The 25,486-nt window shown below is 62.4% G+C and carries 24 protein-coding genes; 17 read left to right on the top strand and 7 right to left on the bottom strand.

What is annotated here, in order from left to right:
* Positions 1–52: 52 nt before the first annotated feature.
* On the bottom strand, positions 53–907 hold the full coding sequence (purU, locus tag FPZ08_RS14520) for a formyltetrahydrofolate deformylase (protein ID WP_146290664.1): 855 nt from the start codon (positions 905–907) through the stop codon (positions 53–55).
* Between the two features lie 161 nt (positions 908–1,068).
* Between purU and FPZ08_RS14515 the strand changes: the two genes are divergently transcribed.
* Positions 1,069–1,539, top strand: coding sequence for a hypothetical protein (locus tag FPZ08_RS14515; protein ID WP_146290663.1), 471 nt, complete (start codon positions 1,069–1,071; stop codon positions 1,537–1,539).
* Here FPZ08_RS14515 and FPZ08_RS14510 read toward each other — a convergent pair.
* The 4 genes from FPZ08_RS14510 to FPZ08_RS14495 all read right to left on the bottom strand — a co-directional run bounded on the left by FPZ08_RS14510 (position 1,536) and on the right by FPZ08_RS14495 (position 6,008).
* Positions 1,536–2,345, bottom strand: a complete 810-nt coding sequence (locus FPZ08_RS14510) for an ABC transporter permease subunit (RefSeq protein WP_146290662.1) — start codon at positions 2,343–2,345, stop codon at positions 1,536–1,538. The two genes, FPZ08_RS14515 and FPZ08_RS14510, sit on opposite strands and share 4 nt — an antisense overlap.
* A gap of 1 nt (position 2,346) precedes the next feature.
* Positions 2,347–3,300, bottom strand: a complete 954-nt coding sequence (locus FPZ08_RS14505) for an ABC transporter permease subunit (RefSeq protein ID WP_146290661.1) — start codon at positions 3,298–3,300, stop codon at positions 2,347–2,349.
* A 289-nt stretch (positions 3,301–3,589) separates the two neighbouring features.
* Positions 3,590–4,738, bottom strand: coding sequence for an ABC transporter ATP-binding protein (locus FPZ08_RS14500; RefSeq protein ID WP_146290660.1), 1,149 nt, complete (start codon positions 4,736–4,738; stop codon positions 3,590–3,592).
* 178 nt (positions 4,739–4,916) lie between these two features.
* Positions 4,917–6,008 (bottom strand): polyamine ABC transporter substrate-binding protein, encoded by a 1,092-nt coding sequence (locus FPZ08_RS14495; protein ID WP_146290659.1) that lies wholly within the window; start codon positions 6,006–6,008, stop codon positions 4,917–4,919.
* 433 nt (positions 6,009–6,441) lie between these two features.
* On the opposite strand from FPZ08_RS14495, the gene FPZ08_RS14490 reads away from it, so the two are divergent.
* The 4 genes from FPZ08_RS14490 to FPZ08_RS14475 all read left to right on the top strand — a co-directional run bounded on the left by FPZ08_RS14490 (position 6,442) and on the right by FPZ08_RS14475 (position 9,413).
* Positions 6,442–7,389 (top strand): pseudouridine-5'-phosphate glycosidase, encoded by a 948-nt coding sequence (locus tag FPZ08_RS14490; protein WP_146290658.1) that lies wholly within the window; start codon positions 6,442–6,444, stop codon positions 7,387–7,389.
* On the top strand, positions 7,386–8,270 hold the full coding sequence (locus tag FPZ08_RS14485) for a carbohydrate kinase family protein (protein ID WP_146290657.1): 885 nt from the start codon (positions 7,386–7,388) through the stop codon (positions 8,268–8,270). Before FPZ08_RS14490 ends, FPZ08_RS14485 begins: the two co-directional genes overlap by 4 nt.
* A gap of 304 nt (positions 8,271–8,574) precedes the next feature.
* On the top strand, positions 8,575–9,054 hold the full coding sequence (locus tag FPZ08_RS14480; protein ID WP_146290656.1) for a hypothetical protein: 480 nt from the start codon (positions 8,575–8,577) through the stop codon (positions 9,052–9,054).
* Positions 9,051–9,413, top strand: a complete 363-nt coding sequence (locus FPZ08_RS14475) for a DUF1304 domain-containing protein (RefSeq protein WP_146290655.1) — start codon at positions 9,051–9,053, stop codon at positions 9,411–9,413. The genes FPZ08_RS14480 and FPZ08_RS14475 overlap by 4 nt, the downstream gene beginning before the upstream one ends.
* 185 nt (positions 9,414–9,598) lie before the next feature.
* Here the strand turns inward: FPZ08_RS14475 and FPZ08_RS14470 are convergent, their stop codons facing one another.
* Positions 9,599–10,993 (bottom strand): M20/M25/M40 family metallo-hydrolase, encoded by a 1,395-nt coding sequence (locus FPZ08_RS14470; RefSeq protein WP_146290654.1) that lies wholly within the window; start codon positions 10,991–10,993, stop codon positions 9,599–9,601.
* A gap of 121 nt (positions 10,994–11,114) precedes the next feature.
* Here FPZ08_RS14470 and FPZ08_RS14465 point away from each other — a divergent pair, with 121 nt between their 5' ends.
* The 9 genes from FPZ08_RS14465 to FPZ08_RS14425 all read left to right on the top strand — a co-directional run bounded on the left by FPZ08_RS14465 (position 11,115) and on the right by FPZ08_RS14425 (position 20,808).
* Positions 11,115–11,903 carry a FadR/GntR family transcriptional regulator gene (locus tag FPZ08_RS14465; RefSeq protein ID WP_246132666.1) on the top strand — a complete coding sequence of 263 codons (789 nt, stop codon included), beginning with the start codon at positions 11,115–11,117 and terminating at the stop codon, positions 11,901–11,903.
* A 115-nt stretch (positions 11,904–12,018) separates the two neighbouring features.
* Positions 12,019–12,480 carry a MarR family winged helix-turn-helix transcriptional regulator gene (locus tag FPZ08_RS14460; protein WP_146290653.1) on the top strand — a complete coding sequence of 154 codons (462 nt, stop codon included), beginning with the start codon at positions 12,019–12,021 and terminating at the stop codon, positions 12,478–12,480.
* Positions 12,480–13,598, top strand: a complete 1,119-nt coding sequence (locus tag FPZ08_RS14455) for an HlyD family secretion protein (protein WP_146290652.1) — start codon at positions 12,480–12,482, stop codon at positions 13,596–13,598. Before FPZ08_RS14460 ends, FPZ08_RS14455 begins: the two co-directional genes overlap by 1 nt.
* A 48-nt stretch (positions 13,599–13,646) precedes the next feature.
* A complete protein-coding gene (locus FPZ08_RS14450) occupies positions 13,647–15,215 on the top strand; it encodes a DHA2 family efflux MFS transporter permease subunit (protein ID WP_146290651.1) in 1,569 nt (522 codons plus the stop codon).
* A 300-nt stretch (positions 15,216–15,515) separates the two neighbouring features.
* Positions 15,516–16,775, top strand: coding sequence for a tyrosine-type recombinase/integrase (locus FPZ08_RS14445; RefSeq protein WP_146290650.1), 1,260 nt, complete (start codon positions 15,516–15,518; stop codon positions 16,773–16,775).
* 507 nt (positions 16,776–17,282) lie between these two features.
* Positions 17,283–17,483 carry a helix-turn-helix transcriptional regulator gene (locus tag FPZ08_RS14440; RefSeq protein WP_146290649.1) on the top strand — a complete coding sequence of 67 codons (201 nt, stop codon included), beginning with the start codon at positions 17,283–17,285 and terminating at the stop codon, positions 17,481–17,483.
* On the top strand, positions 17,480–18,535 hold the full coding sequence (locus FPZ08_RS14435; protein WP_146290648.1) for a DNA-primase RepB domain-containing protein: 1,056 nt from the start codon (positions 17,480–17,482) through the stop codon (positions 18,533–18,535). The genes FPZ08_RS14440 and FPZ08_RS14435 overlap by 4 nt, the downstream gene beginning before the upstream one ends.
* A gap of 23 nt (positions 18,536–18,558) precedes the next feature.
* Positions 18,559–19,809, top strand: coding sequence for an AAA family ATPase (locus tag FPZ08_RS14430; RefSeq protein ID WP_186767016.1), 1,251 nt, complete (start codon positions 18,559–18,561; stop codon positions 19,807–19,809).
* Positions 19,810–20,127: 318 nt separating this feature from the next.
* Positions 20,128–20,808 (top strand): hypothetical protein, encoded by a 681-nt coding sequence (locus tag FPZ08_RS14425; protein WP_146290646.1) that lies wholly within the window; start codon positions 20,128–20,130, stop codon positions 20,806–20,808.
* Here the strand turns inward: FPZ08_RS14425 and FPZ08_RS14420 are convergent.
* A complete protein-coding gene (locus FPZ08_RS14420; protein WP_146290645.1) occupies positions 20,805–21,689 on the bottom strand; it encodes a hypothetical protein in 885 nt (294 codons plus the stop codon). The two genes, FPZ08_RS14425 and FPZ08_RS14420, sit on opposite strands and share 4 nt — an antisense overlap.
* A gap of 548 nt (positions 21,690–22,237) precedes the next feature.
* Here FPZ08_RS14420 and FPZ08_RS14415 point away from each other — a divergent pair.
* From FPZ08_RS14415 to FPZ08_RS14410, 3 genes are read left to right on the top strand one after another with little or no spacing between them, the layout of a single operon-like run.
* Positions 22,238–23,401, top strand: a complete 1,164-nt coding sequence (locus FPZ08_RS14415) for a Druantia anti-phage system protein DruA (protein WP_425457605.1) — start codon at positions 22,238–22,240, stop codon at positions 23,399–23,401.
* Positions 23,317–23,769: a competence protein CoiA family protein gene (locus FPZ08_RS23095; protein WP_484068195.1), complete on the top strand. Its 453-nt coding sequence runs from the start codon at positions 23,317–23,319 to the stop codon at positions 23,767–23,769. The genes FPZ08_RS14415 and FPZ08_RS23095 overlap by 85 nt, the downstream gene beginning before the upstream one ends.
* On the top strand, positions 23,729–25,003 hold the full coding sequence (locus tag FPZ08_RS14410; RefSeq protein WP_146290644.1) for a hypothetical protein: 1,275 nt from the start codon (positions 23,729–23,731) through the stop codon (positions 25,001–25,003). The genes FPZ08_RS23095 and FPZ08_RS14410 overlap by 41 nt, the downstream gene beginning before the upstream one ends.
* Positions 25,004–25,486: the final 483 nt, after the last annotated feature.

The raw sequence follows: 25,486 nt of genomic DNA, 5'->3' as shown, positions 1-25,486 counted from the left end.
AAGCTCGATCTGTTCCTCCCCCTATCAGGGGGAGGTTAGGAGGGGGTATCCCCTACCCAAACACCACCGTCTTCTTGCCATTCAGCATGACCCGGTTTTCCAGGTGCAGCTTCACCGCCCGCGCCAGCACGCGGCTTTCGATATCCCGCCCGGCGGCCACGAGATCGTCGGGGCTCATGGCATGGGTCACGCGGGCGGTTTCCTGCTCGATGATCGGGCCTTCATCCAGGTCCGGCGTCACATAATGCGCCGTGGCGCCGATGATCTTCACCCCGCGCTCATGGGCCTGGTGATAGGGCTTGGCGCCCTTGAAGCTGGGCAGGAAGGAGTGGTGGATATTGATCACCTGCCCGAACAGCCGCGTCGACAGATTGTCCGACAGCACCTGCATATAGCGCGCCAGCACGACGAGGTCGGCGCCGGTCTGTTTGACCAAAGCCAGCACCTGCTCCTCCTGCGCCGTCTTGGTGTCTTTGCTCACCGGCAGCAGGTGGAAGGGGATGCCGGCATCCTCGGCAATCCTGCGCGTATCGTCATGGTTGGAAATGATCGCCGCGACCTCCGCATCGAGCCAGCCGACACGGATCTGATAAAGCAGGTGCAGCAGCGTGTGGTCGAACTTACTGACCATGATGACCACGCGCTTCTTGCGCGCATCATCGGTCAGGCTCGTCTTCATCGAAAAGCGCTCGATGGGTGATTTCAGCGCCCGCTCGATGGTGTCGCGCCCCACGCCATCGGGCGCGGTAAAGGCCAGCCGCATGAAGAAGCGGTCGGTTTCGCGATCCCAGAACTGGTTGGATTCGGCGATATTGGCGCCCAAGGCCGCCAGTTCGGTGGTGATGGCAGCGACGATGCCGGGGCGGTCGGCGCAGCTGAGGGTGAGGACGAAACTGGCCGAGGACATGGCAGGCACTCCAACAAAGCTGGCAGCGGTATCAATGGCTTGGCCGTCTTCGTCAAGTACGCAGCAAAAAGGGCCGTCCCTGTGGGGAGCGGCAAACAAAAAGGGCCGCCCCGGGGGACGACCCTTCCTGAGTTTATCGGCCCGAAGTGCCGAGGAGGCGTGTGCTAGCCGAGATCACTCCCGATCAGCACCACATATCCCAGGCCTTCTTCGAGCGCCAAAATCTCAAAAGTCACTGGATCACCTCCTTCGCGTTGGTTGAACATGACAGGAGCATGACCCCGTTTATCGCGCCTGTCCAGTCCTGGATGAGCGGGATGTGCTTGCGGCTTGCTTCGAACGCGCCGACAATCGCGCTCGCCAAGGAGGGCTACATGGCCGAGTTGCAACTCTATCTGCCGCTGATCGGCCTGGCCGCATTCATCTTTGGTGCCATCCGGATATTCACCCGCGCGGATATCACCGCCGGCGAACAGCGGAAAATCTCGCCGTCTCACAACACGGAAGGCGTGGACGCTCCCGCCAGATTAATCAAGGCCCTGACCGGTTCTGAAAGCAGGTTGGATTTGGTTCTGATGGGCCTGGGCGTGCTGTTGATTGTCGGCTTCATAGCCTCGGTAGAGCTGTCCTAGCCCCGCGCCCGTTTCGGCCGTGCCCGCAATTGCAAAATTGTTGCCGCCAGCACGCCCAAAGCCACGATGCCGATGATGATCGTCGCCAGCGCATTGACGTCGGGCGACACGCCCAGCTTGACCTTGGAAAAGATCACCATGGGCAGGGTGGACGAGCCCGGGCCCGAGACGAAGCTGGCAATGACCAGATCGTCCAGCGACAGGGTGAAGCCGAGCAGCCAGCCGGAGACCAGCGCCGGGGCGATGATGGGCAGGGTGATGTCGAAGAAGGTGCGGATCGGCGAGGCGCCCAGGTCCATGGCCGCTTCTTCCAGGCTCCGGTCGAAATCGGACAGCCGCGATTGCACGACCACGCAGACATAGGCGGTGCAGAAGGTGGCATGGGCGATGACGATGGTCAGCATGCCGCGGCCCTGCGGCCAACCCAAAGTGGATTCCATGGCCACGAACAGCAGCAGCAGAGCCAGGCCCGTGATCACGTCGGGCATGACCAGCGGCGCCGAGACCATGCCTGAGAACAGCGTCCGGCCCTTGAAGCGGCGGAAGCGCACCAGAGCCACGGCGGCCAGCGTTCCCAGCACCAGCGCGATCGTGGCGCTGAGCGCGGCGATCTGCAGGCTGAGCCATGCGGCGCCGAGCAATTGCGGGTCGTTGAACAGCTCGCCATACCACTTGGTCGAAAAACCCGACCACACGGTCACCAGCCGGCTTTCGTTGAACGAGAAGATGACGAGGCTCACGATGGGCGCATAGAGAAATGCGAAGCCCAGAGCGGCGGCGATGGGAAGGAACCAGCCCCGGCGCATGCTACTTCTCCACCACGGCGCTTTGCGCGCGTTGCAGCAGCATGATGGGCACGACGACAACGACCAGCATGGCCATGGCCACGGCGGCGGCGCGCGGCCAGTTGGTCGAGCTGAAGAATTCGTCCCACAGCACGCGCCCGATCATCAGCGTCTCTGGCCCGCCCAGCAGCGAGGGAATGACGAATTCGCCGATGGCCGGGATGAAGACCAGCATGGAGCCGGCGACGATGCCGGGCAGCGACAGCGGCAGGGTGACCGACAGGAAGGTGCGCAAGGGCCGGGCGCCCAGATCGGCCGAGGCCTCGAACAGCGATACGTCGAGCTTCACCAGCGTCGTATAGAGCGGCAGGATCATGAAGGGCAGGTAGGTATAGACGATGCCGACATAGACGGCAAAATCGGTCTGCATCATCACCAGCGGCGGAACCCCGAACAGGCCCAGGAACTGGTTGATCACCCCATTGCCACGCATGAAGCCGGTCAGTGCATAGACGCGCAGCAGGAAAGAGGTGAAGAAGGGCAGCACCACCAGCATCAGCAATATATTGCGCCAGCGGTCAGGCGCGCGGGCAATGGCATAGGCCATGGGATAGCCGATGAAGAGCGTGATCACGGTGGCGATGGCCGCGATGCGAATTGAGCTCAGATAGGCCGCGACATAGAGATTGTCGGTGAAGAGGCGAATGTAATTGTTGAGATGCAGCGTCAACTGCACCGTGCCCTCTTCGGTCGAGAGCAGCGCCGAATAGGGCGGGCGGCCGAACTGCTTGGTGGCCAGCGAAATGCCGAAGACCACGGCCAGCGGCACGAGAAAGAACACCAGCAGCCACAGCACCGGCGCGGCCAGCACCAGCATGCGCCCGGTAATGCCGACACGCGCCAGCCGCCGCTCCACGACGTTCCACGGGCGCAGCCGGCGCGGTGGAGGAATGGTGGGTTCGTGCGCCGTGGTCATGGGGTTCGCACCGATGCTGCTCCCCTCCCCCTTGAGGGGAGGGGTTGGGGGTGGGGGTGTCGAAGGTCGGGCAGGCATCGAGCCAGTGGAGGCCACGACACCCCCTCCCTAGCTTCGCTACGGCCCGCGGGGCCGAGCTGCGCTACCCTCCCCTCAAGGGGGAGGGTAGACCCGGTGTTGTGGAGCCTTGCTGCCCGGAACGCGATCTCCACCCTCCCCCTTGAGGGGAGGGTAGCGGCGCCGGGTCCGAAGGACCTTGGCAAAGCTAGGGAGGGGGTGTCGGTCCCGATCATACCGTCAGCACCGAGCCTGAAGTGTCGCCCCAGGTGACATAGACCGGCTCGTCCCAGGTGATGGCGTCGGGGTTGCCGCGCACCGTATTGGTCTGGGTCACGCGCAGGCGTTTGCCGCTGTCGAGCACGACCTGATAGACGCTCATGTCGCCCAGATAGCCGATATCCTCGACAATGCCGTGGGTCACATTGGCATTGAACGGATTGGCCGGCTTTTCGCGGCTCAGATGCAGCTTTTCCGGGCGAATGGCCCACCACAGGATCTGCTCGGGCGCGCAATCGACGCCATGGCCGACATGGATGTCGCAGCCCAGCTCGGCCGAGCTGATGCGCACATGGTCCGGCTCGTCCTCGGTCACGGTGCCTTCCACCATGTTGACCGAGCCGATAAAGCCGGCGACGAAGCGCGAATTGGGGAATTCATAGATATCGGTGGGCTCGCCGATCATGGCGATTTCGCCCTGGTTCATCACCCCGATGCGGGTGGCGAGACTCATCGCCTCTTCCTGGTCATGCGTCACCACGATGAAGGTGACGCCCAGCGTTTCCTGGATCTTGACCAGCTCGAACTGGGTTTCCTCGCGCAGCTTCTTGTCGAGCGCGCCGAGCGGTTCGTCGAGCAGCAACAGCTTGGGGCGCTTGGCCAAGGCGCGGGCCAAAGCCACGCGCTGGCGCTGGCCGCCCGACAATTGATGCGGCCGGCGCTTGCCGTAATCCTGCAGTTTCACCAGAGCCAGCAATTCGGCCACGCGTTCGGCGATTTCCTGCCGCGGCAGGCCGTCGCGCTTGAGGCCATAGGCGATGTTCTGTTCCACATTCATATGCGGAAACAGCGCATAGGACTGGAACATCATGTTGACCGGCCGGTTATAGGGCGGCGCGTCGGTCATGTCCTGGCCGTCGATCTCGATGCGGCCGGCCGTGGGCTGCTCGAACCCGGCCAGCATGCGCAATAGCGTCGACTTGCCCGAGCCCGAGCCGCCCAGCAGGCAGAACAATTCGCCCTTGTAGATGTCGAGCGACACGTCGGACACGGCGGCGACGTCGCCGAATTTCTTGGTGACGTTGCGGATGCGCACGAAGGGCTTGGCGGCGGGGTCGCGCCAGGGGCGGGTGTCGGCAGCGATCTGGGGTTTCTTGGCCATTAAACTCTCGCGGCGACCGCGGCCCTACCAGTAGACCTCATCCTGAGCCTGTCGAAGGACGAGGTCGTGCCCCTTCGACAGCTCCACTCGCCCGACCTCGTGGTTCGACAAGCTCACCATGAGGTCTCCCGAGAGGATGGCTCTCGGGGAGCGCCGCAGAGACGCTCCCCGATGCTTGTTACTGGCCGGTCTTGATCCGGGTCCAGGTGCGGGTCAGCACTTCCTCGAAATCGGGGCTGTGCGCGCCCATGACGAAGGCCTTGGCGATGGTCTCGGCCGGGGCATAGATGCCCGGATTGTTCTTGACCTCTTCATCCACGAACTCGGTCGCGGCCAGGTTGGGGTTGGCGTAGAACACGTAATTGGTGATCGCGGCCACCACTTCGGGCTGCAGGATGTAGTTGATGAAGGTGTGGGCGTTTTCCGGATGCGGCGCATCGGCGGGAATGGCCAGGAAGTCGAACAGGGTCGCGGCCCCTTCCTTGGGGATCACATATTGCACTTCCACGCCCGCACCGGCGGCAGCGGCCGCGTCGGCGGCGATGAAAATGTCGCCCGAATAGCCCAGGGCCACGCAGATTTCGCCATTGCCCAGGTCATCGATATACTGGGACGAGTGGAAATAGCGGATATAGGGCTTGATCGAGGTCAGCAGTTCCTCGGCCTTGGCCAGGTCTTCCTCGCTCTCCGAATTGGGATCGAGCCCCAGATAGTGCAGGGCAATGCCCGTCACTTCCGAGGGGCTGTCGAGCAGGGAAATGCCGCAGGAGGCGAGCTTTTCGGCATATTCGGGCTTGAAGATCAGGTCCCAGCTATCAACGGGCGCATCGGCGCCCAAAGCCTCGGCCACCTTGGCGGTGTTGTAGCCATAGCCGATCGTGTTGATCATATAGGGCACGGCATGGGCATTGTCGGGGTCCTGCCCGGCGGCGGTGGCCATCACGGCCGGATCGAGATTACCCAGATTGGTCAGCTTGGACTTGTCCAGCGGCAGGATCAGCCCGGCCTGGATCTGGCGCTCGAGGAAATTGCCCGAGGGCACCACGATATCATAGCCCGAATTGCCGGCCAGCAGCTTGGCATCGACGATCTCGTTGGTGTCGTAGACGTCGTAATTGACCTTGATGCCGGTTTCCGCCTCGAAATTGGCGATCGTGTCCTCGGCAATATAGTCGGACCAGTTATAGACGTTGAGCACGGCCTCTTCCTGGGCCAGCACGGGGCTGGCGACCATGATAGCGCCGAGGGCAAGCGCGAGCGACTTGTTCATCTGGATTGAGCTCCTGTTCGGTCGTTTGGTATTTTTGGCGGTACGGCGCCGGTGGGCGCGGCAATCGGGCGCGCCCCGGGGCGCGAGACGTCAGTCCCGGGCGCTCATCTCAGAGTATCCGGATCGTCATATCCGGTCTGGCATGCTGGTACGAAAAAGAGCGCTGGGAAGCGCTGGGCAAATCGGCTGAACCTGGCCCGGAGCCGGGCGCGTATCGATCGGCGCGCGGGGCGCGATCAACAATGAGCGTCTGCAGCGAAGTGCCCTTTCCACGCTGGAGTTTACGAGGGCAACCTAGAGCCAAATCTCTGACGCGACAAGCGTCCCGCGGCAAGATTCCACGGGGGTTGACGCCCCGGCTCCACAAGGGGCAAAACCCGCGGCAACAGGGGCCGCAGCGGCCCAATGACCCAATCTGGAAAGCGAGCGTGCCATGAGCGCCAAGGCCTATCTGTCCATCAGCCCCGAAGTGAAGCAGGCGCTCGCAGCCGGCAAGCCGGTCGTGGCGCTGGAATCCACCATCATCACCCATGGCATGCCCTATCCGCAGAACCTGGAAATGGCCAAAAATGTCGAGGCGGTGATCCGCCAGAACGGCGCCGTGCCCGCCACCATCGCCATCATGGACGGCCGCTTCTGCGTCGGCGTATCGGGCGAGGATCTCGAGCGCCTGGCGCTCGAAGGCGGTACGGCCGCCAAGGCGTCGCGCCGCGATGTTTCCGCGCTGCTGGTCAAGGGCGAGATGGCCGGCACCACCGTCGCCACCACCATGCAGATCGCCGCTTTGGCCGGCATTCATGTCTTTGCCACAGGCGGCATCGGGGGCGTGCATCGCGGCGCCGAGGAAACCTTCGACATCTCCGCCGACCTGCAGGAACTCGGCCGCACTCCGGTGGCGGTGGTCTGTGCCGGCGCCAAGTCGATCCTCGATATCGCCAAGACGCTCGAAGTGCTCGAGACCAATGGCGTGCCCGTTCTGGGCTATGGCACCGAAGATTTCCCCGCCTTCTGGGCGCGCCAGAGCGGCCACAAGGTCGATCACCGCTTTGACGACGTGGCCGATATCGCCAAGGTCGTCGCCATGCAGATCGATCTCGGCCTGGGCGGTGTGCTGATCGCCAACCCCATCCCCGAGGCCGATGCGCTCGACCCTGCGGCCATCGAGGCGCGCATTGCCGAGGCCATCAAGGGCGCCGAGCAGGAAGGCGTGTCCCGCAAGGACCTGACCCCGTTCCTGCTCAAGCGCATTTTCGAATTGACCGACGGCAAGTCGCTGGTCGCCAATATCGCGCTGGTCGAGAACAACGCCAAGGTCGGGGCGCAGATCGCTGTGGCCATGGCTGCCCGCGCCACGCCCAGGCCGGGTGTCCGCCGCGCATGACCAGCAAGGTTCTCGTCGTTGGCGACGTGATGACTGATGTCATCGTGGTTCCCGAAGGCCCGATCGTCAAAGGCAGCGACCGTCGCGCCACGGTGCGCAGCCGCCCCGGCGGCTCGGGCGCCAATCAGGCGGTCTGGCTGGGCGCCATGGGCGCCGATGTCACCTTCGCCGCCCGCGTCGGGGCCGACGACAAACCCATGTATGAGAACTATTTCCGCGGGCTGGGCGTGGTGCCGGTGCTGTCGGGCGACAGGGAGCAGCCCTCGGGCGTGCTGGTGACCATTGTCGATCCCGATGGCGAGCGCAGCTTTTTGACCGATCGCGGCGCTAATCTTAACCTCTCGCCCGGCGATCTCGGCGAAGGTCTGCTCGACGATATCGGCATGGTCATGGTCTCGGGCTACAGCTTTTTCGCGCCCGGCCCCCGCGCCGCCGTGCAGTCGCTCTTTGCCGCCGCCAAGGCGCGGGGCATCACCATCGCGGTCGATCCGGCCTCGGTCGGCTTCCTGCTCGAAGTCGGCGCGGCGCAATTCCTCGCCTGGACATCAGGCGCCAATGCCATCTTCGCCAATGAAAGCGAAGCCGAAGCGCTGACCGGCGTCACCGGCTACGCGGCGCAGATGCAGGCTCTGGGCGCGCATTACGACACCGTCCTCATCAAGCGCGGCAGGCTGGGTGCTGCCATCGGTTCGCGCGCCGGCATCCGCCTCGACCTGCCGGCACCTGCGGTGACCGTGGTGGATTCCACCGGCGCCGGCGACGCCTTCGCTGCCGGTTTCATCGCCGCAAAACTGGCCGGGAAGGACGAACGGGAAGCGCTGACCAAGGCCATTGAGGCAGGGGCGAGGGCGGTGCAATCCATTGGCGGGCAACCGGGTTAGGTCGGGATCAACCCGCACGAGTGGGTGCAATGCGGCCTCGGGAGTGGAGCCAATGTCCCTCCCCCTTGTGGGGAGGGACAGCGAGATAGGACTTAGCTTGCTAAGTCCGTGATCGAGCCGGGTGGGGGTATGGTCCCGCAAGCTCGGTGCTTGTGGCCACCCCCACCCTCGATCCCTCCCCACAAGGGGGAGGGAAGGACGACTGAGGCATCTGCCAACCCGCCCCAATTCCCCCGCAACCGCCTGCCAGCCTTGCTCGCCACCCTTGCGGCGTGCCATGACCTATGCAGCGGAGACCGGACCTATGAAGACTTTCCTCGCCACCCTGACCACCACGCTCCTGCTTGCCAGCCCGGCTTTGGCCGATGGCAAGATTTACGTGCAACTCCCCGAGCTCAGCAGCATGACCGGCGCCGAAGCCGAGGCCTTTCTCAGCGAGGTCGTGCTCGCCAATGTCGTCTCGTCCAATTGTGCGGGCTATGAAATCACCGATGAGGAATGGTCGCTGCTGACCGATTCCGCCGATATCCTGGCGCGCGAACAGCTCCGCCTCAGCGTCGATGATTATGACACCAGGTTCTACAGCCCGGCCTTCGATGCGCTCGACCGCCCCGAAACCTGCGACCAGGCCGGCCCCGGCGTGCAGCCCACCATCGACCGGCTGGTGGAACTGGGCGGCTCGCGCGAGGCTCTGCCGGACCAGGATGCGGCCTACGAGGCCGAGCAGGCTCGCCACGCCTCATGGGATGCTATGGAACAACCGAGAAAGACCAAGACCAAATGAGCGTCATCGCCCTTGTTCTCATCGCCCTCGTGGCTCTGCTCCACATCTACATTCTCATCCTCGAAATGTTCCTGTGGACCGGTCCGCGCGGCCAGAAGGCCTTCAACCTGACGCCGGAATTTGCCGCGCAGACCAAGTCGCTGGCCGCCAATCAGGGGCTTTACAATGGGTTCCTTGCCGCCGGCCTCATCTGGAGCCTCGTCCACCCGATCCCGGAATTCGCCTGGCAGATCGCCATGTTCTTCCTCGCCTGCGTGGCGGCGGCCGGCATTTTCGGCGCAGCCACGGCCAGCCGGAAGATCCTGTTCATCCAGACCGTCCCGGCGGTCATCACCATGCTGGCGGTGATGTATTTGTAGGGCGCTATCGCCAAACAAGCACCGAACCCCCTTCTCCCCTTGAGGGAGAAGGTGCCCGAAGGGCGGATGAGGGGTTTCCTCCCCACGCTCAGAAGCATGGGCGAACGCAGCACCCCTCACCCTGACCTTCCGCTGAACGCGTCAGGTCGTCCCTCTCCCTCAAGGGGAGAGGGGAAGAATCGAGACTAAGCCGCCAGGCTCGCCAGCACCCGCACCCAGCTCCTGATACCCCGGTGATAGCTGTCGAGATCATATTTCTCGTTCGGCGAGTGGATCTGGTCGTCCACGTGGGCAAAGCCGATCAGCAGCGTGTCGAGCCCGAGGATGCGCTTGAAATCGCCCGCCACGGGGATCGATCCGCCCGAGCCTGTCACCACGGCCGGCTTACCCCATTCGCCTGATAGCCCCTCCAGCGCCCGGCGCAGATGCACACCATCCGAAGGCACGGTAATGGCTGGCGAGCCGCCATGCGGGTGGAACGTCACCGAGCAGTCGGCCGGAATGCGTTCCTCGACATGCTTGCGGAAGGCCGCGCGGATTTTGTCCGGCTGCATGCCCGAGACCAGCCGGAAGCTGATCTTGGCACTGGCCTTGGCCGGGATCACGGTCTTGAAGCCATCGCCGGTATAGCCGCCGCTCATGCCGTTGATTTCGCAGGTCGGCCGCGCCCACAGCATTTCGAGTACCGAACGGCCCTGTTCCCCGGCGGGCAGCGATAGCCCGGCCTCGCCGAGGAAGGCTGCCTCGTCAAAGCCCAGCCCCTGCCACTGCGCCTTGAGTTCGGGGCTGATCTCGGCCACGTCGTCGTAAAAGCCGGGCAGGGTTACCGAGCCATCGGGCGCGCGCAAGGATGCAATGATCTCGGCCAGCACCTGGTTGGGGTTGCGCGCCGCATTGCCGAACATGCCGGAATGGAGGTCCTTGTTGGCGCAGGTGATCTCGATTTCATCGGCCACCAGCCCGCGCAGCATGGTGGTGATCGATGGCGTCTGGCGGTCCCACATATCGGTGTCGCAGACCAAAGCGATATCGGCCGCAGCCAGTTCGGCTCTGTTGGCTTCCATGAAGGGCGGCAGGTTCTTGCCGCCGCTCTCCTCCTCGCCCTCCAGCATCAGCGACACGCGCAAAGGCAGGCTGCCCGTGGCTTCCTTCCAGGCGCGGCAGGCCTCGATGAAGGTCAGCATCTGCCCCTTGTCGTCTGAAGCCCCGCGCGCCACGATGATCTTGCGGCCCTTGTCGTCACTCTTCAGCACCGGCTCGAACGGGTCGGTATGCCACAGCTCCAGTGGGTCGACCGGCTGCACGTCGTAATGGGCATAGAACAGCACATGCGGCCCGGCCTGTTCCGGCCCATGCGCCACGACGACAGGATGGCCCGGCGTCGGCCGCGCTGCGGCGTCAAAGCCTAGGCCCCTGAGCTCATTGGCGATCCAGTCGGCGGCGCGCCGGCATTCCTCGGCATAGGCGGGGTCGGTCGAGATGGATTTGATGCGCAGCAGCGCATAGAGCCGTTCGAGGCTCTGGTTCAGCCCGGCATCGACATGAGCGAGCACGGCTTCGGTCTGGTTGGCGGTGGTCATGTGGTTGATTCCCTTTTTGCCGCTACACTCGCTCGCCGCAGCCAGCCCTGTCCAGCCGGTTGCCGTCCGGCTCCGCGTCGGATAGGTCATAAAAGTAACACTAATGGTTTGGGGAGCGGCCATGGTCACGCGCGATGCACCGCAAAGGACGACAGGCGACCTGATCGCCTCGATCGCCGGCCGCGTGCCGATGCGGAACCTGCATTCGCTGGTGCTGTGGCAGCTGGGCGTCGCCATTGTGGGCGGCGACTATCCTGAAGGCTCGATCCTGCCCTCCGACACCGAATTGCTGGCGCGGTTTTCCGTGTCGCGCACCGTGTTGCGCGAGGCGCTCAAGACCCTGGCCGCCAAGGGCATGATCGAGGCGCGCGCTCGCATCGGCACACGCGTGCTGCCCCGCTCGCGCTGGAACCTGTTCGATTCCGACGTGCTCGCCTGGCATTTCGAAACCGGGCCGGATGTCGCGCTGCTGCGGAGCCTGGCCGAAATCCGCATCGGTGTCGAAGTGGAATCCGCCGCCCTTGCCGCCGAGCGCCGCAGCGACCAGCAGGCCGAAGCCCTCATCGCCATTGCCGTCGGCATGGGCGAGGCGAAAACTCCCGAGGAATTCGCCCGCGCCGACCTGGCCTTCCACCGCATGGTGGCCGAAGCCTCGGGCAATCCGTTCATGGCCTCGGTCAGCGCCCTGGTCGAACTGGCGCTCACGGCGGCCTTCACCATCAGCTCGCCCATCGAGGATGCGGCCCTCACTGCGGCCGCCGTCAAATCGCATGGTCGCATTGCCCGCGCCATCGAAGCCGGCGACGCCGAGGAAGCGCGCCTCGCCATGAAAGCCGTCATTTCCGAAGGCTTCGCCCGCGCCTCGAGCCGCATGGCCGAGGGCAAGCCGGCGCGCAAGGGCCGGGCCTGACCGCCCAACGCCTCACCCTCTTCCATGCAAGACGCGAATGGCCGCCACGCAAAACTAACTAGGCATATAATAAGTTCGCTTATTATATGTAGGCATTGTGTTGGAGCCGCATGCCATGGAACCGTCGAACACGACCGAGGCTTCGGTCGGTTATCTGGTCTACGAGGTCGCCCGGGCCTTTCGTCGTCGTTTCGAGGACGAAGCCCGCCGGCATGACCTGACGCTGCCGCAATGGCGCGCGCTAGCCGAGCTTGCCCGCAAGGGCGGGGTGTCGCAGGTGGTGCTGGCCGGTGCCATCGATGCCGACCCCATGACCGTCAGCGGCATTCTCGATCGGCTGGAAAAGCGGGGCCTGGTCCGGCGCGAGCCGGATCCCAGTGACAGCCGCGCCAAGATCGTCCGCCTGACCGATGAGGGCCTGGCCCTCTACGACACGGCCAAGGCCGTGGGCGTCGAACTCTACCAATCCGCCGTGCTGGGCATGAGCCCGGCCGAGCTCGATGCGGTGGCCAATGGCCTCACGCGCATCCGCAACAATCTCAACGGCCCGCGCGCCGATCAGAAGGAAGACGCCTGATGAACGCCCATGTCTCCGAACCCAAGTCCGGCGAGGCCGCGGCGGCGCCGGCAATGGCCGCAGCGCCCGAGGTGGCAGCGCCGGTCCGCAAGCGCCGTCCCGGCCGCCTGCTGCTGATGGTCGCCGTGCCGCTGCTGCTGGTGGCCGCGGGCGGTTATTTCTACCTCACGGGCGGTCGGTACGAAGAAACCGACAATGCCTATCTGCAGCAGGTCAAGGTCTCGATCTCGCCCGATATTGCCGGCCGCATCACCACGGTGAATGTCGCCGAGAACCAAATGGTGCAGGCGGGCGACGTATTGTTCGCCATCGATCCCGAGCCCTATCGCATCGCGCTCGACCAGGCCAATGCCGCGCTGGGCTCGGCCCGTGTCACCGTCGAGCAGCTCAAAGTGGGCTATATCACCGCCCAGACCGCCCAGACCGCCGCGCAGAATACCCTGGCCATCCAGCAGGCCGCTTTCGACCGGCAGAATAGCCTGGTGACCCAGGGCATCGCCTCGACGGCCACGCTCGACCAGCCCAAGCTGTCGCTGCAGCAGGCGCAGAATGCCGTCGCCACGGCCGACCAGCAGGTTGCCGCGGCCGCTGCCGCGCTGGGCGGCGATCCCGCGGTCGCCACCGACGACCATCCGGCGGTCAAGACGGCGCTGGCGCAGGTTGCGCTGGCCGAACGCAATCTCGGTAAGACCGAAGTTGCCGCTCCGGCCGCCGGCGTGCTGAGCCAGGTCGCCAGCCTCAATGTGGGTCAGTTCGTTGGCGCCGGCACCACCATTGCCAGCCTGGTTGAAACCAGCTCCACCTGGGTAGAGGCCAATTTCAAGGAGACCCAGCTCGGCGCCATCCGTATCGGCATGCCGGCCGAGGTCACCATCGACGCCATGCCAGGCGTCGAGATCGAGGGCACCGTTTCGAGCATCGGCGCCGCCACCGGCTCGGAATTCTCGCTGATCCCGGCGCAGAACGCCACCGGCAACTGGGTCAAGGTCGTGCAGCGCATTCCCGTGCGCATCGATTTCGGCATGGATGGTGTCGACGTGGCCCTGCGCTCGGGCATGAGCGCGCTGGTCAGCGTCGATACCGGCAAGTCCACGCTGGACAAGCTCCAGGGTCAATAAGGGCACGGCGCCCGGCTCACGGGGCGCCACCATCCTTCGGATACCATCATGGCCAATGCCGTTTCCCAGCCCACGCTGATCGTCAAGAACAAGGGCCTGCTCACCGTGGCGCTCATGCTGGGCACCATCATGCAGGTGCTCGACACCACGATCGCCAATGTGGCCCTGCCGCATATGGCCTCGGCCCTGGGCGCGGCGCAGAACGAGATCACCTGGGTCCTCACCTCCTATATCGTGGCGGCGGCCATCGCCACGCCGCTGACCGGCTGGATGAGCGACCGGTTGGGCCAGCGGCGGCTGTTCCTCTTCGCCGTCATCGGCTTCACCCTGGCCTCGGCTTTGTGCGGCATCGCCACCAGCCTGCCTGAAATGGTGCTGTTCCGCATCCTGCAGGGCCTGTGCGGTGCCATGATCGCTCCGCTGGCACAGACGGTAATGCTCAACATCAACCCGAAGGAGCGGATCGGCCAGGCCATGGCCATCTATGGCATGGGCATCATGGTCGCCCCCATTGTCGGGCCGACCCTGGGCGGCTGGCTCACCGAGAGCTTCGACTGGCGCTGGGTTTTCCTGGTCAACGTGCCGGTCGGCGCGCTCTGCGTCGCCATGCTCCTGCTCTATATGCCCAATACCGAGATCAAGCGGCGGCGCTTCGATTTCTTCGGCTTCGGCATGCTGGCTCTGGCCGTTGGCGCCCTGCAATTGCTGCTCGATCGCGGCGCGGAAAACAGCTGGTTCCAGTCCACCGAGACCTGGCTGGAACTGGGCCTCGTCATCTCGGGCCTCTGGGTCTTCGTCGTCCATTCGCTGACGGCCGAGCAGCCCTTTGTCGACCTGCGCATGTTCAAGGATTTCAATTTCGTCCTGGCCTCGGTGTTTATGCTGGTCATGGGTATTACCCTGTTTTCCGGCCTCGCCCTCCTGCCGCCGCTGCTGCAGAACCTGATGGGCTATTCGGTGATTTTCACCGGCACGCTGATGGCGCCAAGGGGCGTCGCCACCATGGTGGCGATGATGATCGTCGGCCGGTTCAGCGGCAAGGTGGATGCACGCCTGATGATGCTCTTCGGCGCCATCCTGATGAGCTATTCGCTGTGGATGATGACCAGCTTCAACCTGGAAATGGACTATTGGCCCATCGTCATCACCGGGGCGCTGCAGGGTTTCGGCATGGGCTTCCTGTTCGTGCCGCTCTCCACCATGGCCTTTGCCACCCTGGCCCCGCGCATGCGCACCGATGCCACGGCCATGTTCAGCCTGGTGCGCAATATGGGCCAAGGCATCGGCATTTCGTTGGTCTCGGCCGTGCTGGCCAGCATGATGCAGGTCAACCACGCCGAACTCGCCGCAAGGCTCACGCCCACCTCGCAGGCCGTGCAAACCCAGATGCCGGGTCTGCTGTCGGGTGATCCGCAGATCGTCTCCATGATCAACGGCCTTGTACAGCAGCAGTCGGCCATCCTCAGCTATCTCGACGATTTCTGGCTGATGATGCTGCTCAGCGTCGCCTCGATCCCGCTGATCCTGCTGCTGCGCGGCCCCAAAAAGGCCAGGAATGCGCCGCCCAAGACCCAGGAAGAACTGGCCCTCGAACGCGCCCACGCCATGGCGGACTAGGCCGCAAGGTAGGGTTTATAGCAGGGGTATCGGAATGGTGGAGCTGAGCTCCACCGAACTATCGCATCTCAGTGCGTCCGGCCACACAGAGCTTTCGAAAAGCCTGAGGTTATGTAAGGCTCTCAAAGAGATTGACGCGTCATGCTGCGTCTTGACGTGGGGGATCGCTGCAGCTTAATTGTAAGAGGATTTGTAAGACGCCGCGACGGGTTGGTACGATGATAAGGCACTGCTATTCAAGGCTTTTATCTGGTCCATGGACCGACAGTCTCGCACCACACGATGGGCGGAGCGGATAAAATGGCCCGTTCAATGTATCGCCTGAGCCCAAAGCAGGTGGAAAACGCGGTTGGGCCGAAGCATCTCAGCGACGGCGGAGGTCTATATCTCCGCCTGGACGCCAGCGGTGGTAAGAGATGGGTCTTCCGATATACGCGCCCGGGTGGAGGCAAGGTCTCCGAGCTTGGCTTAGGCGGATTTCCGGGCACAACTCTTAAATCAGCTCGTGCCCTGGCCCAGGGGCATCGGGAACAGTTAGTGTTGGGGATTGATCCGGCGGCTGCCAAGCAGGCCGAACGGCAGGCCCTGCGTGAGGCTCGTGAGAAGCCAACATTCGCCACCGTCGCCAACGAGTATATTGACCTGCGCATCGCGCCAGAGTCTCGAAACTCTAAACACCTTTATCAATGGCGGCAAACTCTAGGTGAGTCCTATTGCGGACGTTTGTGCTCGATGCGGGTGGACGAAATAGAAACCCGCGACATTGTGGAAGTCTTGCAACGCGAACACACAAAACGCGTGGGGAAGAAGATCGTTCGCGGCAAGCTTTGGACGTTGAAGCACGAGACTGCAACGCGCTTGCGCGGCCGGATTGAAAAGGTTTTGGACCACGCAACCCATCAAGGGTACCGGGCGGGAGAAAACCCGGCGCGTTGGGCGGGGCGTTTGGAGCATGCTCTGGAAACAGTAAAGAAGCCTGCCGAACCCAACCACTATGCGGCGATGCCCTACAGCGCGGTTCCTGCATTCGTGGCGGAACTGGCCAAGCGAACTGCCGTTAGTGCTCGTGCATTGGAGTTCTTAATTCTGACCGCCGCCCGTGCGGGCGAGGTGCGAGGTGCGGTCTGGTCTGAAATCGACATGGACGCCGCCGTGTGGACTGTTCCAGCGAGTCGAATGAAGGCCGAGCGAGAGCATCGGGTGCCTCTGACAGAGCGCTGTCTGGAAATCCTACGTGAGATGGCCCCTGAACCTGCACTGCGGCACGGTTTCGTGTTTCCGAGTACCAAGGAAGGCGTGCCGATGAGCGACATGGTGTTTAACGCCCTTATGCGCCGTATGAATGTGGATGGGGCCACTGCACACGGGTTTCGCTCGTCGTTTCGTGACTGGGTTGGCGAAGAAACCGACCACTCGGGCGAAGTCGCAGAAGCTGCCCTCGCGCACATTTTAGGAAATAAAGTTGAGAGGGCTTACCGTCGCGGCACGGCCTTCGTGAAGCGAAAGCTTTTGATGGAGGACTGGGCCGCGTACTGCAAAGGCGCGCAGTATGAACTTTGACGGCGCTTTGAAGGCTGAACTCCAATACGAGGAATTCTTGGACGATTTTCTGCCTCGAGCCATCGCAATGAGCGTTGGCACCTTTTCTCGCCCTCGTGGAGCACGGCCGCCTAGGCGAAAGCGGGGCGAGCACCACTATCAGATTGAAAGCCGGCTCTGCAAAGAACTTCTTGTGCTCAGCGTCCTGATTGTGGCGCGCAGGGAGGGTCTAGCAATGACACTGCAGGGGTTTGCAGGGCGGGACAGCGCGGCGGTTTCCAACTATCAATTCAGGTCGTGGCGAAGGGAAGTTTCGCGGGAGGAAATCGCCTACGTCCGCCGGCACCAACGCCTGCCGGAGCGTTTTGTCATAACTTCGGCGATCCCGCGGAGGCTTTGGGACCAATACCGCTGGCAGATTGGCCATATGTCCGGCAGACCTGGCGTATCCACTCGCCGATTACCTACCCCTAACTAAGGCGGCTGGATGCGTCATGGTGCTGCAACAAGCATCAATGGAGCAGTCCCATGTCGTACAGCAACAAGCCTCTGAGCCTCGACCACCTGCTGAACTATTCGCAGGTGGAGGCCCTGACCGGTTTCAGCCGCTCGACCATCCTTCGACTTTGCCAAAGGGGCGATTTCCCTCAGCCGCTGCGTATCGCAGGGCGAGCCCGTTGGCGTGCGAGTGAATTGAAAGCTTGGATGGAGATGGAGCGCTCAGCATGAGCGGATCCGGTGTGCGATCTGCTGCAACTCCTCAAGAGTTTCTGTCCGCGCTCTTTGCCGGATTTGATGAGAACAGCGTGCATGTCCTCTCTCTTCCCGGCGACCCCAACAATTCCTCCGGCAGTTGGCAGGGCGGGCGCCTGGCCGGGTATAGTCTGGAGGAGCACGACAATCTTTTCTACAGCGTCGGTGTTATGGCTCCTGGCACCAACGGCCGATCCGCTGCGCATGTGGATCACCACGTTGCGATCGTGTTTGACGACGTCGGGGATGGCCCGGGCGCCAAGGTTCCCAGCGCTACCCTGGACGCCTTGGAGGCGGCAGGCTTTGCCCCGTTGGCCAAGATCGAAACCTCCCCCGGTAACGAGCAATGGGTGCTTAGGCTTTCGGTGCCGGTGCCTGAGGATGGAGGCGAAGCGTGCCGGGTGGTTGCATGCGTGCGGGATTTTCTCAAGTCCAACGGCTGGGGTGACCCCGCATGCTTCGACGCCGCCCGGTACATGCGCCTGCCCGGCGGGATCAACGGAAAACCCAAGTATGTAAATCCGCTGGACGGTAGTCCATGGCGTGTCCGGGCGACACACTTCGATGCGGGCGCCAGTGTGGACCTGTATAAGCTCGCAGAGCATCTTATTGGCTCGGACTTCTTGAGCAAGGCGATGATCGGTCCGGTGGGTCCCACCCGTGCATTGGCCGGTAGTGGGGGCACCCCAAACCGCAACGCCTCAATGGACGACCCGCTGGTAAAGCTGGCGCAAGCAGTGGGGCTCAACCCGCGCCCGTCGAGCCGCGCGGGCGTGATCGATTGCGATTGTCCCAACCATATGATGCACGGCGTCCATTCTGATGGGGATCCTGGTGGCTTCGCATTCATCGGCGCTGACGGCACAGCAAACTGCTTCCACGGGCATTGCGCTGATCTGAACAGCGCCGATTTCTGGAAGCTAATTGAGGACATGTACGACGCCGACCAGGCGCTGCATGTTTCTTTGGACCTCGCGCTTCCACCCCCGAGACTGCCCGGGGATTTCTTGCGCGTGAGGCCTTCCTAAATCAGCCGATTGAGCCAGAGCAGTTGGCATTTGTCGCCCCGGCAAAGAGTCTTGCCCTGGTGCCGGTACAACCATTTGTCCCCCGGCAAATCCCGCCGAGGGAATGGCTGTACGGGCGCGCCATCATTCGCCGGTACATTTCGATGGTGGTGGCGCCCGGGGGCACAGGCAAGTCCGCGCTGACGATGGTGGAAGCTGTTGCGATGGCCACCGGGAAAACGCTGCTGCCTGGGGACAATCCGGTGAGCCCGCTGCGCGTCTGGTTGCACAACGCTGAAGATGACCGGCTGGAACTCCAACGGCGGTTGGCGGCGGCGTTGCAGCACCACAAGCTGACCCTCGCGGACCTCAACAATAACTTGATCTTGTCCAGCGGTCGGGATGTCCGTCTGAGTCTGGCCCGTGACGGCGCCGACGGTCCAAAGGTTGACCAACGGTCGGTGGACCGCATCGTTGAGCAAGCCCGGGAGCTCGGCGTGGACGTTATCATGCTAGACCCGTTGGGCGCTCTTCACACCCTGCCGGAAAACAGCAACGAAGCGATGAACCTGCTTATGGGCGCGCTCCGCGAGATTGCTGACAAAGCGCGGGTCGCCGTTGTGTTGGTCCACCACACCTCCAAGGTAGCGTCGACGAATATGAGCGCGGCGGGGGCGGGCGCCTCTCGTGGCGCGTCAGCATTGGTGGATGCAGTCCGCAGCTCAAGGCAGCTCGGGCAGATGACGGACAAAGAGGCGGGGAACTTTGGCGTGCCCTTGGACCGGCGCTGGGAGTTCATCCGGGTGGACAACGGGAAGGCCAACCTAGCCCCAGCTCAAGCTGCGCGGTGGGTGAAGCTGGTTGGCGTCTCCCTGAACAACGGGAATGTTCAGTACCCGCAGGGCGACACCGTGCAAACGGTAGAGCATTGGACCCCGCCGACCCCAACGCTGGGAAGCGCTGCAGACCTTATCAATGTCCAGCGCGCCGTCAGCCAGGCAGCAGCGCCGCCCCGGTGGTCAGATAAATCGCCGGACTGGGTAGGATACCTGGTAGCCGACGCAACGGGGCTCGATATTGGGGAGCCGGCTAGTGGGCAGAAGGGACGGGACGCCAACCAGAATGCTGCCCGTCGCAAAGTCGTAGCAATGCTCAACGCTTGGAAGCGCGAGGGGGCTCTGACAACGATCAAGCAGCACGACGGCCGGACGGGGCGAATGATGGAAGTTGTCGAAGTCGGCAAATCACCCGCTGAGCCGGTACAAATGGACCCACAAGTGGTGCCGGGGTGGTGATGACTGGTCCCGTCTCCACAGTGGATTTCACTGTGGGGACCACTGTGGAAACCGAGCGCAGAGTGAGTGGGGAGGGAGGGAGGACAACAGGTCCTCCCCTCCCCCACCACCACAGTCAAGTTGCTTAGGGAACGACTGTGGTGGTGGAGAAAGAGGCGAACTTTCCCGTTGCGTGCAAGGCCAAACCCTCCGGGCTAGCGACTGTGGAACGAGTGTGGATTTTCCCGGGGCAGAAGCTCCCCCGCGGCATCTGGAAGGAGATCAAAGCCCAGCACAATTAACGCCCGGCAATCCCGCCGCGCGCTCTTCGGAAACACCATGCGCAAGCCGACGACAAAAGCAAAACGACACTCCACAAAGCCAAAGCGGGATGCCCGCCTGGTTTATGACTCCGACGTACGCGGGTGGGTGAAAGACCCTGCTCTACTAGCCGGACCGCCCGGCCAACGGGCAGGGAACGCCGTATCCCGGCGCCTTTGGGTGGAAGCGGACAAACTCTTTAGGGCCGACAACCGGCTGGAGTTCGTCACGTTGCGCGTCAGTGCAGCGGAGGCTTCGGAAATGCTGAAGGCGGGCGCCTGGGTGGACGTGCTGGACCCGCCATTTAAGTCCGGTCAGTGGCGTGACCAGTGGGCGATCATGGACCGCGACACCCACTTCCAGAGTTACAAACCGTACAAGACGCACGCCGACACGCGCACAGCCCTGCTCGTCTCGGTGCATCCCGACCGCGAGCCACCCGTTGGCGACTTTGCCCGCGCCCTGTGGACAGCCACGCTACAGGCGCATGAGCAGAACCTTTTTTTGATGGAATACCTCGATACACTTCCCGAATTGGGTTCCGTACTCGGGCTCTCCCCATCCGACGACGGCTTGGGCTGGGTGCTCGAGCGGGGCCGAGCGCGCGAACCTGCCGGGCGAACGCGCCCAAGCGTGAAGCCTGTATTGCCAGGCGATCCACAATACGGGCGGTACGCCGCCCTGGCGATTTGGGGCTAGCGCGCGCTTAGGGTCCGCGCCGCTTCAATCCATTTGGCGCGGGCCTTCTGGTCGTTGGGGTTCTCGACGCAGGCGCGCAGCACCCGCAGAAAAGCGATTTCTTCGTCCTCGCTGGTGCATTTCTGGATCAGCGGCGCCACAACTACCCGGTTCTCGTGCGCCACGCGCGCGAGGGCCACCCGTTCGGCTTCCGGGTTTTCTTTCCTGGGCACCGCGCGAATTTCTCGATCGTCTTCAGGCCTCCGGACGCGCACGCGGTCCAGACGCCCACGCTTGGATGTGGTCGACGGAACGCGGCTAGCCCAGACCGCCGCTTCGGGCTCAGGCCCCGCCCATTCGTTAGCCTCCATTTTGGGCGCCGGTCCAGCTGCGCGCACCCGGTCTGGGTATTCATGCCGAAGCAAGTCCGCCCACTCCCCGTCCCGGCGGCGGTCAAGTTGCATCCGACGGAATTTCCACCGCAACCAGTCCAGCACTGCCGGGGCAATAGCCTGGCCGCGCTCGTCCGGCCGCCCAAGCTCGATCTGGAAGCGGTCCTCGTGCTCCCCAAGGTCTATTGTGCGCCCCGGGGCCCAAGGGTCCTTCTTCCAGCGCCAACGCAGTCGGTTGGCCGCTCGCTTCAGTTCCGCGAGGGCGAAGTCCTCCCAGCTTATTCGCCCCCGCTGCACATCCCGCCATTGGCGATCGCGATGCTCCGTTGCGGCTTTTGGACCGGCGTGCCGAAGGCAGCGTGTATGCTCTTTAAGCGGAGGCTGCCGGCAAGAGCCGCCATTTCGAGTCTTCGCGCCGCACATGGCGGCGGCCGCTCCGCCCCGTTGGACCAATGACCGCCCCGCTTCGAAACGATCCTGGTGATTGATATCCTGAAATGGAAACACCATTAGTTCGTCCCACTGCCGGGCGGCTCCAATCTACATGGCTTACTTATACTATAGCGCAGCTTTCTGGTCACGCTGAGCCGTCACCGCTCAATGACTATTGCTGGTCCAAGCCAAGCTATTGCTCCCTAGAAAACGGTCGCCCGGCGGTCGCAAACCGACGACGACAACTCGTCGTAGACCTCTATCTGTTTACTCTAACGGGACACCTCAGGATCGCCTTTGGTGGTCCTAGGCAAGGCGCATCGTGGCCGGGTTTCGTCCCCGAATGACCAGCGAGTCACCCATCAATCATCCCGCAAAAGGACCGAACTGCGGCAATACTTGCTAAAGCTTCGGAGTACTTGCAGCTGTGGGCACACACCCGATTCGCCAACGGCCAAAGTCAATTTCGCAACTTAATCTTCATTTCTGCCCTCTAGCGATTTCTGAAGCAGTGCCGCCATATGTCACCGTCCTGTCCAAAGCAAAGATAATCACTTAGTGTCAGCGCCATGAGGGATTCTACAGGTAACAAAGGCGCCGTTGCTCCGGCGTTTATGCCGGACGCTATGTTGAAACGTGCCATTCGTGAGCATTTCACGAAGTTGGGCTTTACGAAGGGTGCCGACGGGCTGCTCCAATTGCCCGGGTCAGACAAGGATGACGTTCGGCGACTTCACGCTGGGCAACGCGATGAACGGATCGCATCCAGCAAGCCGTTCATCGAGAGAAATCTTGGCCGACTACTCAATCATTTCGCTGATGGGGCAGACATCGAACCTGAGAAGATCTCCCTGCGGCTTATCCGGGTGAAGAGTGACACTTGGCAATCGAACCTGTTTCGATTGGCGTCGCTGACTTGGTCGGTGCCGGTGTCTTCAGGCTTTGGACGGCGTATGCGCTATCTTGTCTGGGATGATGGACACGACCGCCTTGCCGGTCTAATCGCGCTCGGCGATCCCGTCTTCAATCTGCGGGTGAGGGACAACCTTATTGGATGGTCGGTTGGAGACCGCGAGGATCGGCTCGTGGGCATTATGGACGCATATGTGTTGGGCGCCATTCCTCCCTATAGCATGCTGCTGGGCGGCAAGGCGGTCGCCTGCCTAGTTCGCAGCAGGGACATCCTGAACGACTTCGGTGAAAGCTATGGCAGTTCAGTGGGCATAATATCCGGCAAAGCGAAAAGTGCATCCCTGCTTGCTGTCACGACGAGTTCCTCCATGGGCAGATCATCTGTTTACAACAGATTAAAGTTGTCTGGAGAAAGCTATTTTATGCCCATTGGTTACACGCAGGGTTGGGGTCATTTTCACATTACCGAGCAGTTGTTTTCCCACATGCGTACGTTTCTGCGCCTACGAGACCATCACTACGCCGATCAGCACGAATACGGCGGTGGTCCAAACTGGCGGCTTCGGACGATCAAGGCCGCGCTAGTCGAATTGGGGGTCAGTGAGAGCGTGCTGCGCCATGGCATTCGTCGGGAAGTTTTCATCGCGCAGATGGCCACCAATTCTTTCGAGATCCTCCGGAACGGCAAAGGTGTGCCGAACACAGCTGCTCTGAGTACAGTCGAAGAGATATCGAGGAAGGCGGTCGATCGCTGGATGATACCGCGTGCGCTCAGGTCGACCGACTTCCGGCAATGGCGTCGGTCGAATCTCCAAGAATTGTTGGCCCCGCGGACCGAAACGAACGACGGATATATCGAGGCAGCCCGCTTTTCCTAATGGACTTCGCACACGAAACCCAGAGCAACAAAGTAGTCGGGGCGTCGAACGCCAATCGAAGGAGCGACTATAGATGTCCCGTGTGCGGATACCCAGTTACGTTACGCAGGGGATTATATCGCGTTGCCCACTTTGCACATGTCGTGCGCGCAGCAAGACCGGAATGCGAACTTTACCACCCATCTCAGGGCCTTCCCGACTGGCGCCTCCTGGTCACATCCGCGGGCGAGACATCAGCGGCGACACCGCCGCTCGTCCTTTCAATCGCAGTTGAGAAAGCAGCCCTAAGGCCCACTCGCCCCCCCTCGTTGGCGGCTCAACATTACTGTGCCCAAAGCCGAAACGGCGTGGGGCAGCATTGTGCTTGAATGCGGCAACGGCAACCATCGCCGGATCGAAATGGCGAGGTTGGTCACGGGCGCCCAGACCTATGTCGTGGATCCAGACACAACCTCCTATTTTGCGTCGTGGACCAGTCATGAGGTTCCAGCGCGCTACAGCGCGGTTGTGCGCGAACGTGTCGCGGCGCCCGACGCCGATCGGTTCACCGTCTTTTCGGCTTCGAAGGATCGTCAGAAACCGGCCGCAGCATCGCTCCGCTGGGGCAGGAATTACTACTTGATCTGGCGGGAAGAACTTTCGGCGAAGATTCCGGATGATCTGCTCATTGCTGAACTCGGCCCGACAGGTCGATGGCACTGCGCTCTGGTTGGCCTCCCAGAGACAAGAGACCCGGCTGCGGAGCGATGGCTGACAACGCACACCGGGCTAGTATTTGGCGGTCCCCTATCGCAATGGGGAGTGGTCTATCCTCCGCCTTTCGGCACCACCGCGTCAGGTGATCTTGTTCTTCCAGACGTTGGACCCATGGTTCTTTCCTTCGCCTCCAATGACGAAACGGAGCGGACCGTGGAACTAATTTCCATGAACCAACTGAGAACGCTCGACCTACCAATATCAAAAAATGCAACCCAGATGATGGAGGTTCGCGCTTCCAATGCCGGTGAACGCGTCGGAACTATAGTCTTGGGCGAACAACGCCAGGGCATCGAGTGGACAACCGCGAGCTACACAAAAGTGGAAGCGGTAACTCTCGAACTGTCGGATCCGGCCACGGGCGCAACGAGGGTCGAGGAGTTTCACCTTCCTGCATGCTATGAAGCATTGACGGATGTAAGGCACGGTCGGTTGCGCTTACTCTCCATTTCAGTTCCAAGCTTCGTCAGGCCGCGCGTATGTGCCCGAGCAATGACCGAGATAGTGTGGACCGATTATCAGATACCTCCGGCGTCCCTTGCTGATGGGCTCGGCGACCTCATCCTTGATCGCGATAAGGATATTTGGATCAACTGCGGAGCCTACGGGTCGTGGGTCGCCATGGCAGAACGGTCCGAGGAGAAACGACCACCGGAGTTACCGAATAGCTACCGGCGAGAGCTCGAGTGGCTATTCCGAAATAACAACCTCCATTTATTGGCCGGCAAACGAGTTCCAAAGGCTTTGGACGGTGACATGTTGGCAGGCCTCGAGAGACTGGGCTTGAATTCGCGAATGGCGGGTCATGCCCGCAAAATAATGCAATCGATAGGTCGCCGCCGATGACAAAACGCCCTTCCTGGAGCCCGGGAGCAATGGAACGCCTCCGTATGGAGGGTGAGAAGGAATTGATAGAATTTCTGAACGAGGTTCCGCCAGCCACGGCGCGCGCCCTGGCCAAAACGCTTCCCCCGGTCAGGGGCTTTCGCAAAGGAACCCCCCAGGAGCTCACCGTCCAAAAGCGTACTCTGGCTTCCAAATTCATGGCTCGGGAGGGTGTTCCCAGTGCAGATAGGGCACGAGCGGACAGCGCGCTGTACTCCTTCTGGCGAGCATGGGGGAAGGAGCATCTCGGCGCACAGGCTGAACTCAACGATCTCCTAAACGAGATGGAACTTCTCCTTGACCAGGAGGATGCCGCGGAGGAGCCGGAGTTTCTCGAATTGGCGGACCGTCTTTTTTCACGCTCAAGGAAGCGTCCGTCGAAAACCGATGCTCGAAGGAAAAAATTGAGCGCTTTTTCCTCTTCGGACCGTTCGAAGAATCTGA

Origin of the sequence: Devosia ginsengisoli (assembly GCF_007859655.1) — a bacterium.
In the GTDB taxonomy this organism is placed as follows: Bacteria; Pseudomonadota; Alphaproteobacteria; order Rhizobiales; family Devosiaceae; genus Devosia; species Devosia ginsengisoli.
The sequence above is the reverse complement of the archived record's forward strand: the minus strand, read 5'-3'. Positions and strand labels throughout refer to the sequence as shown.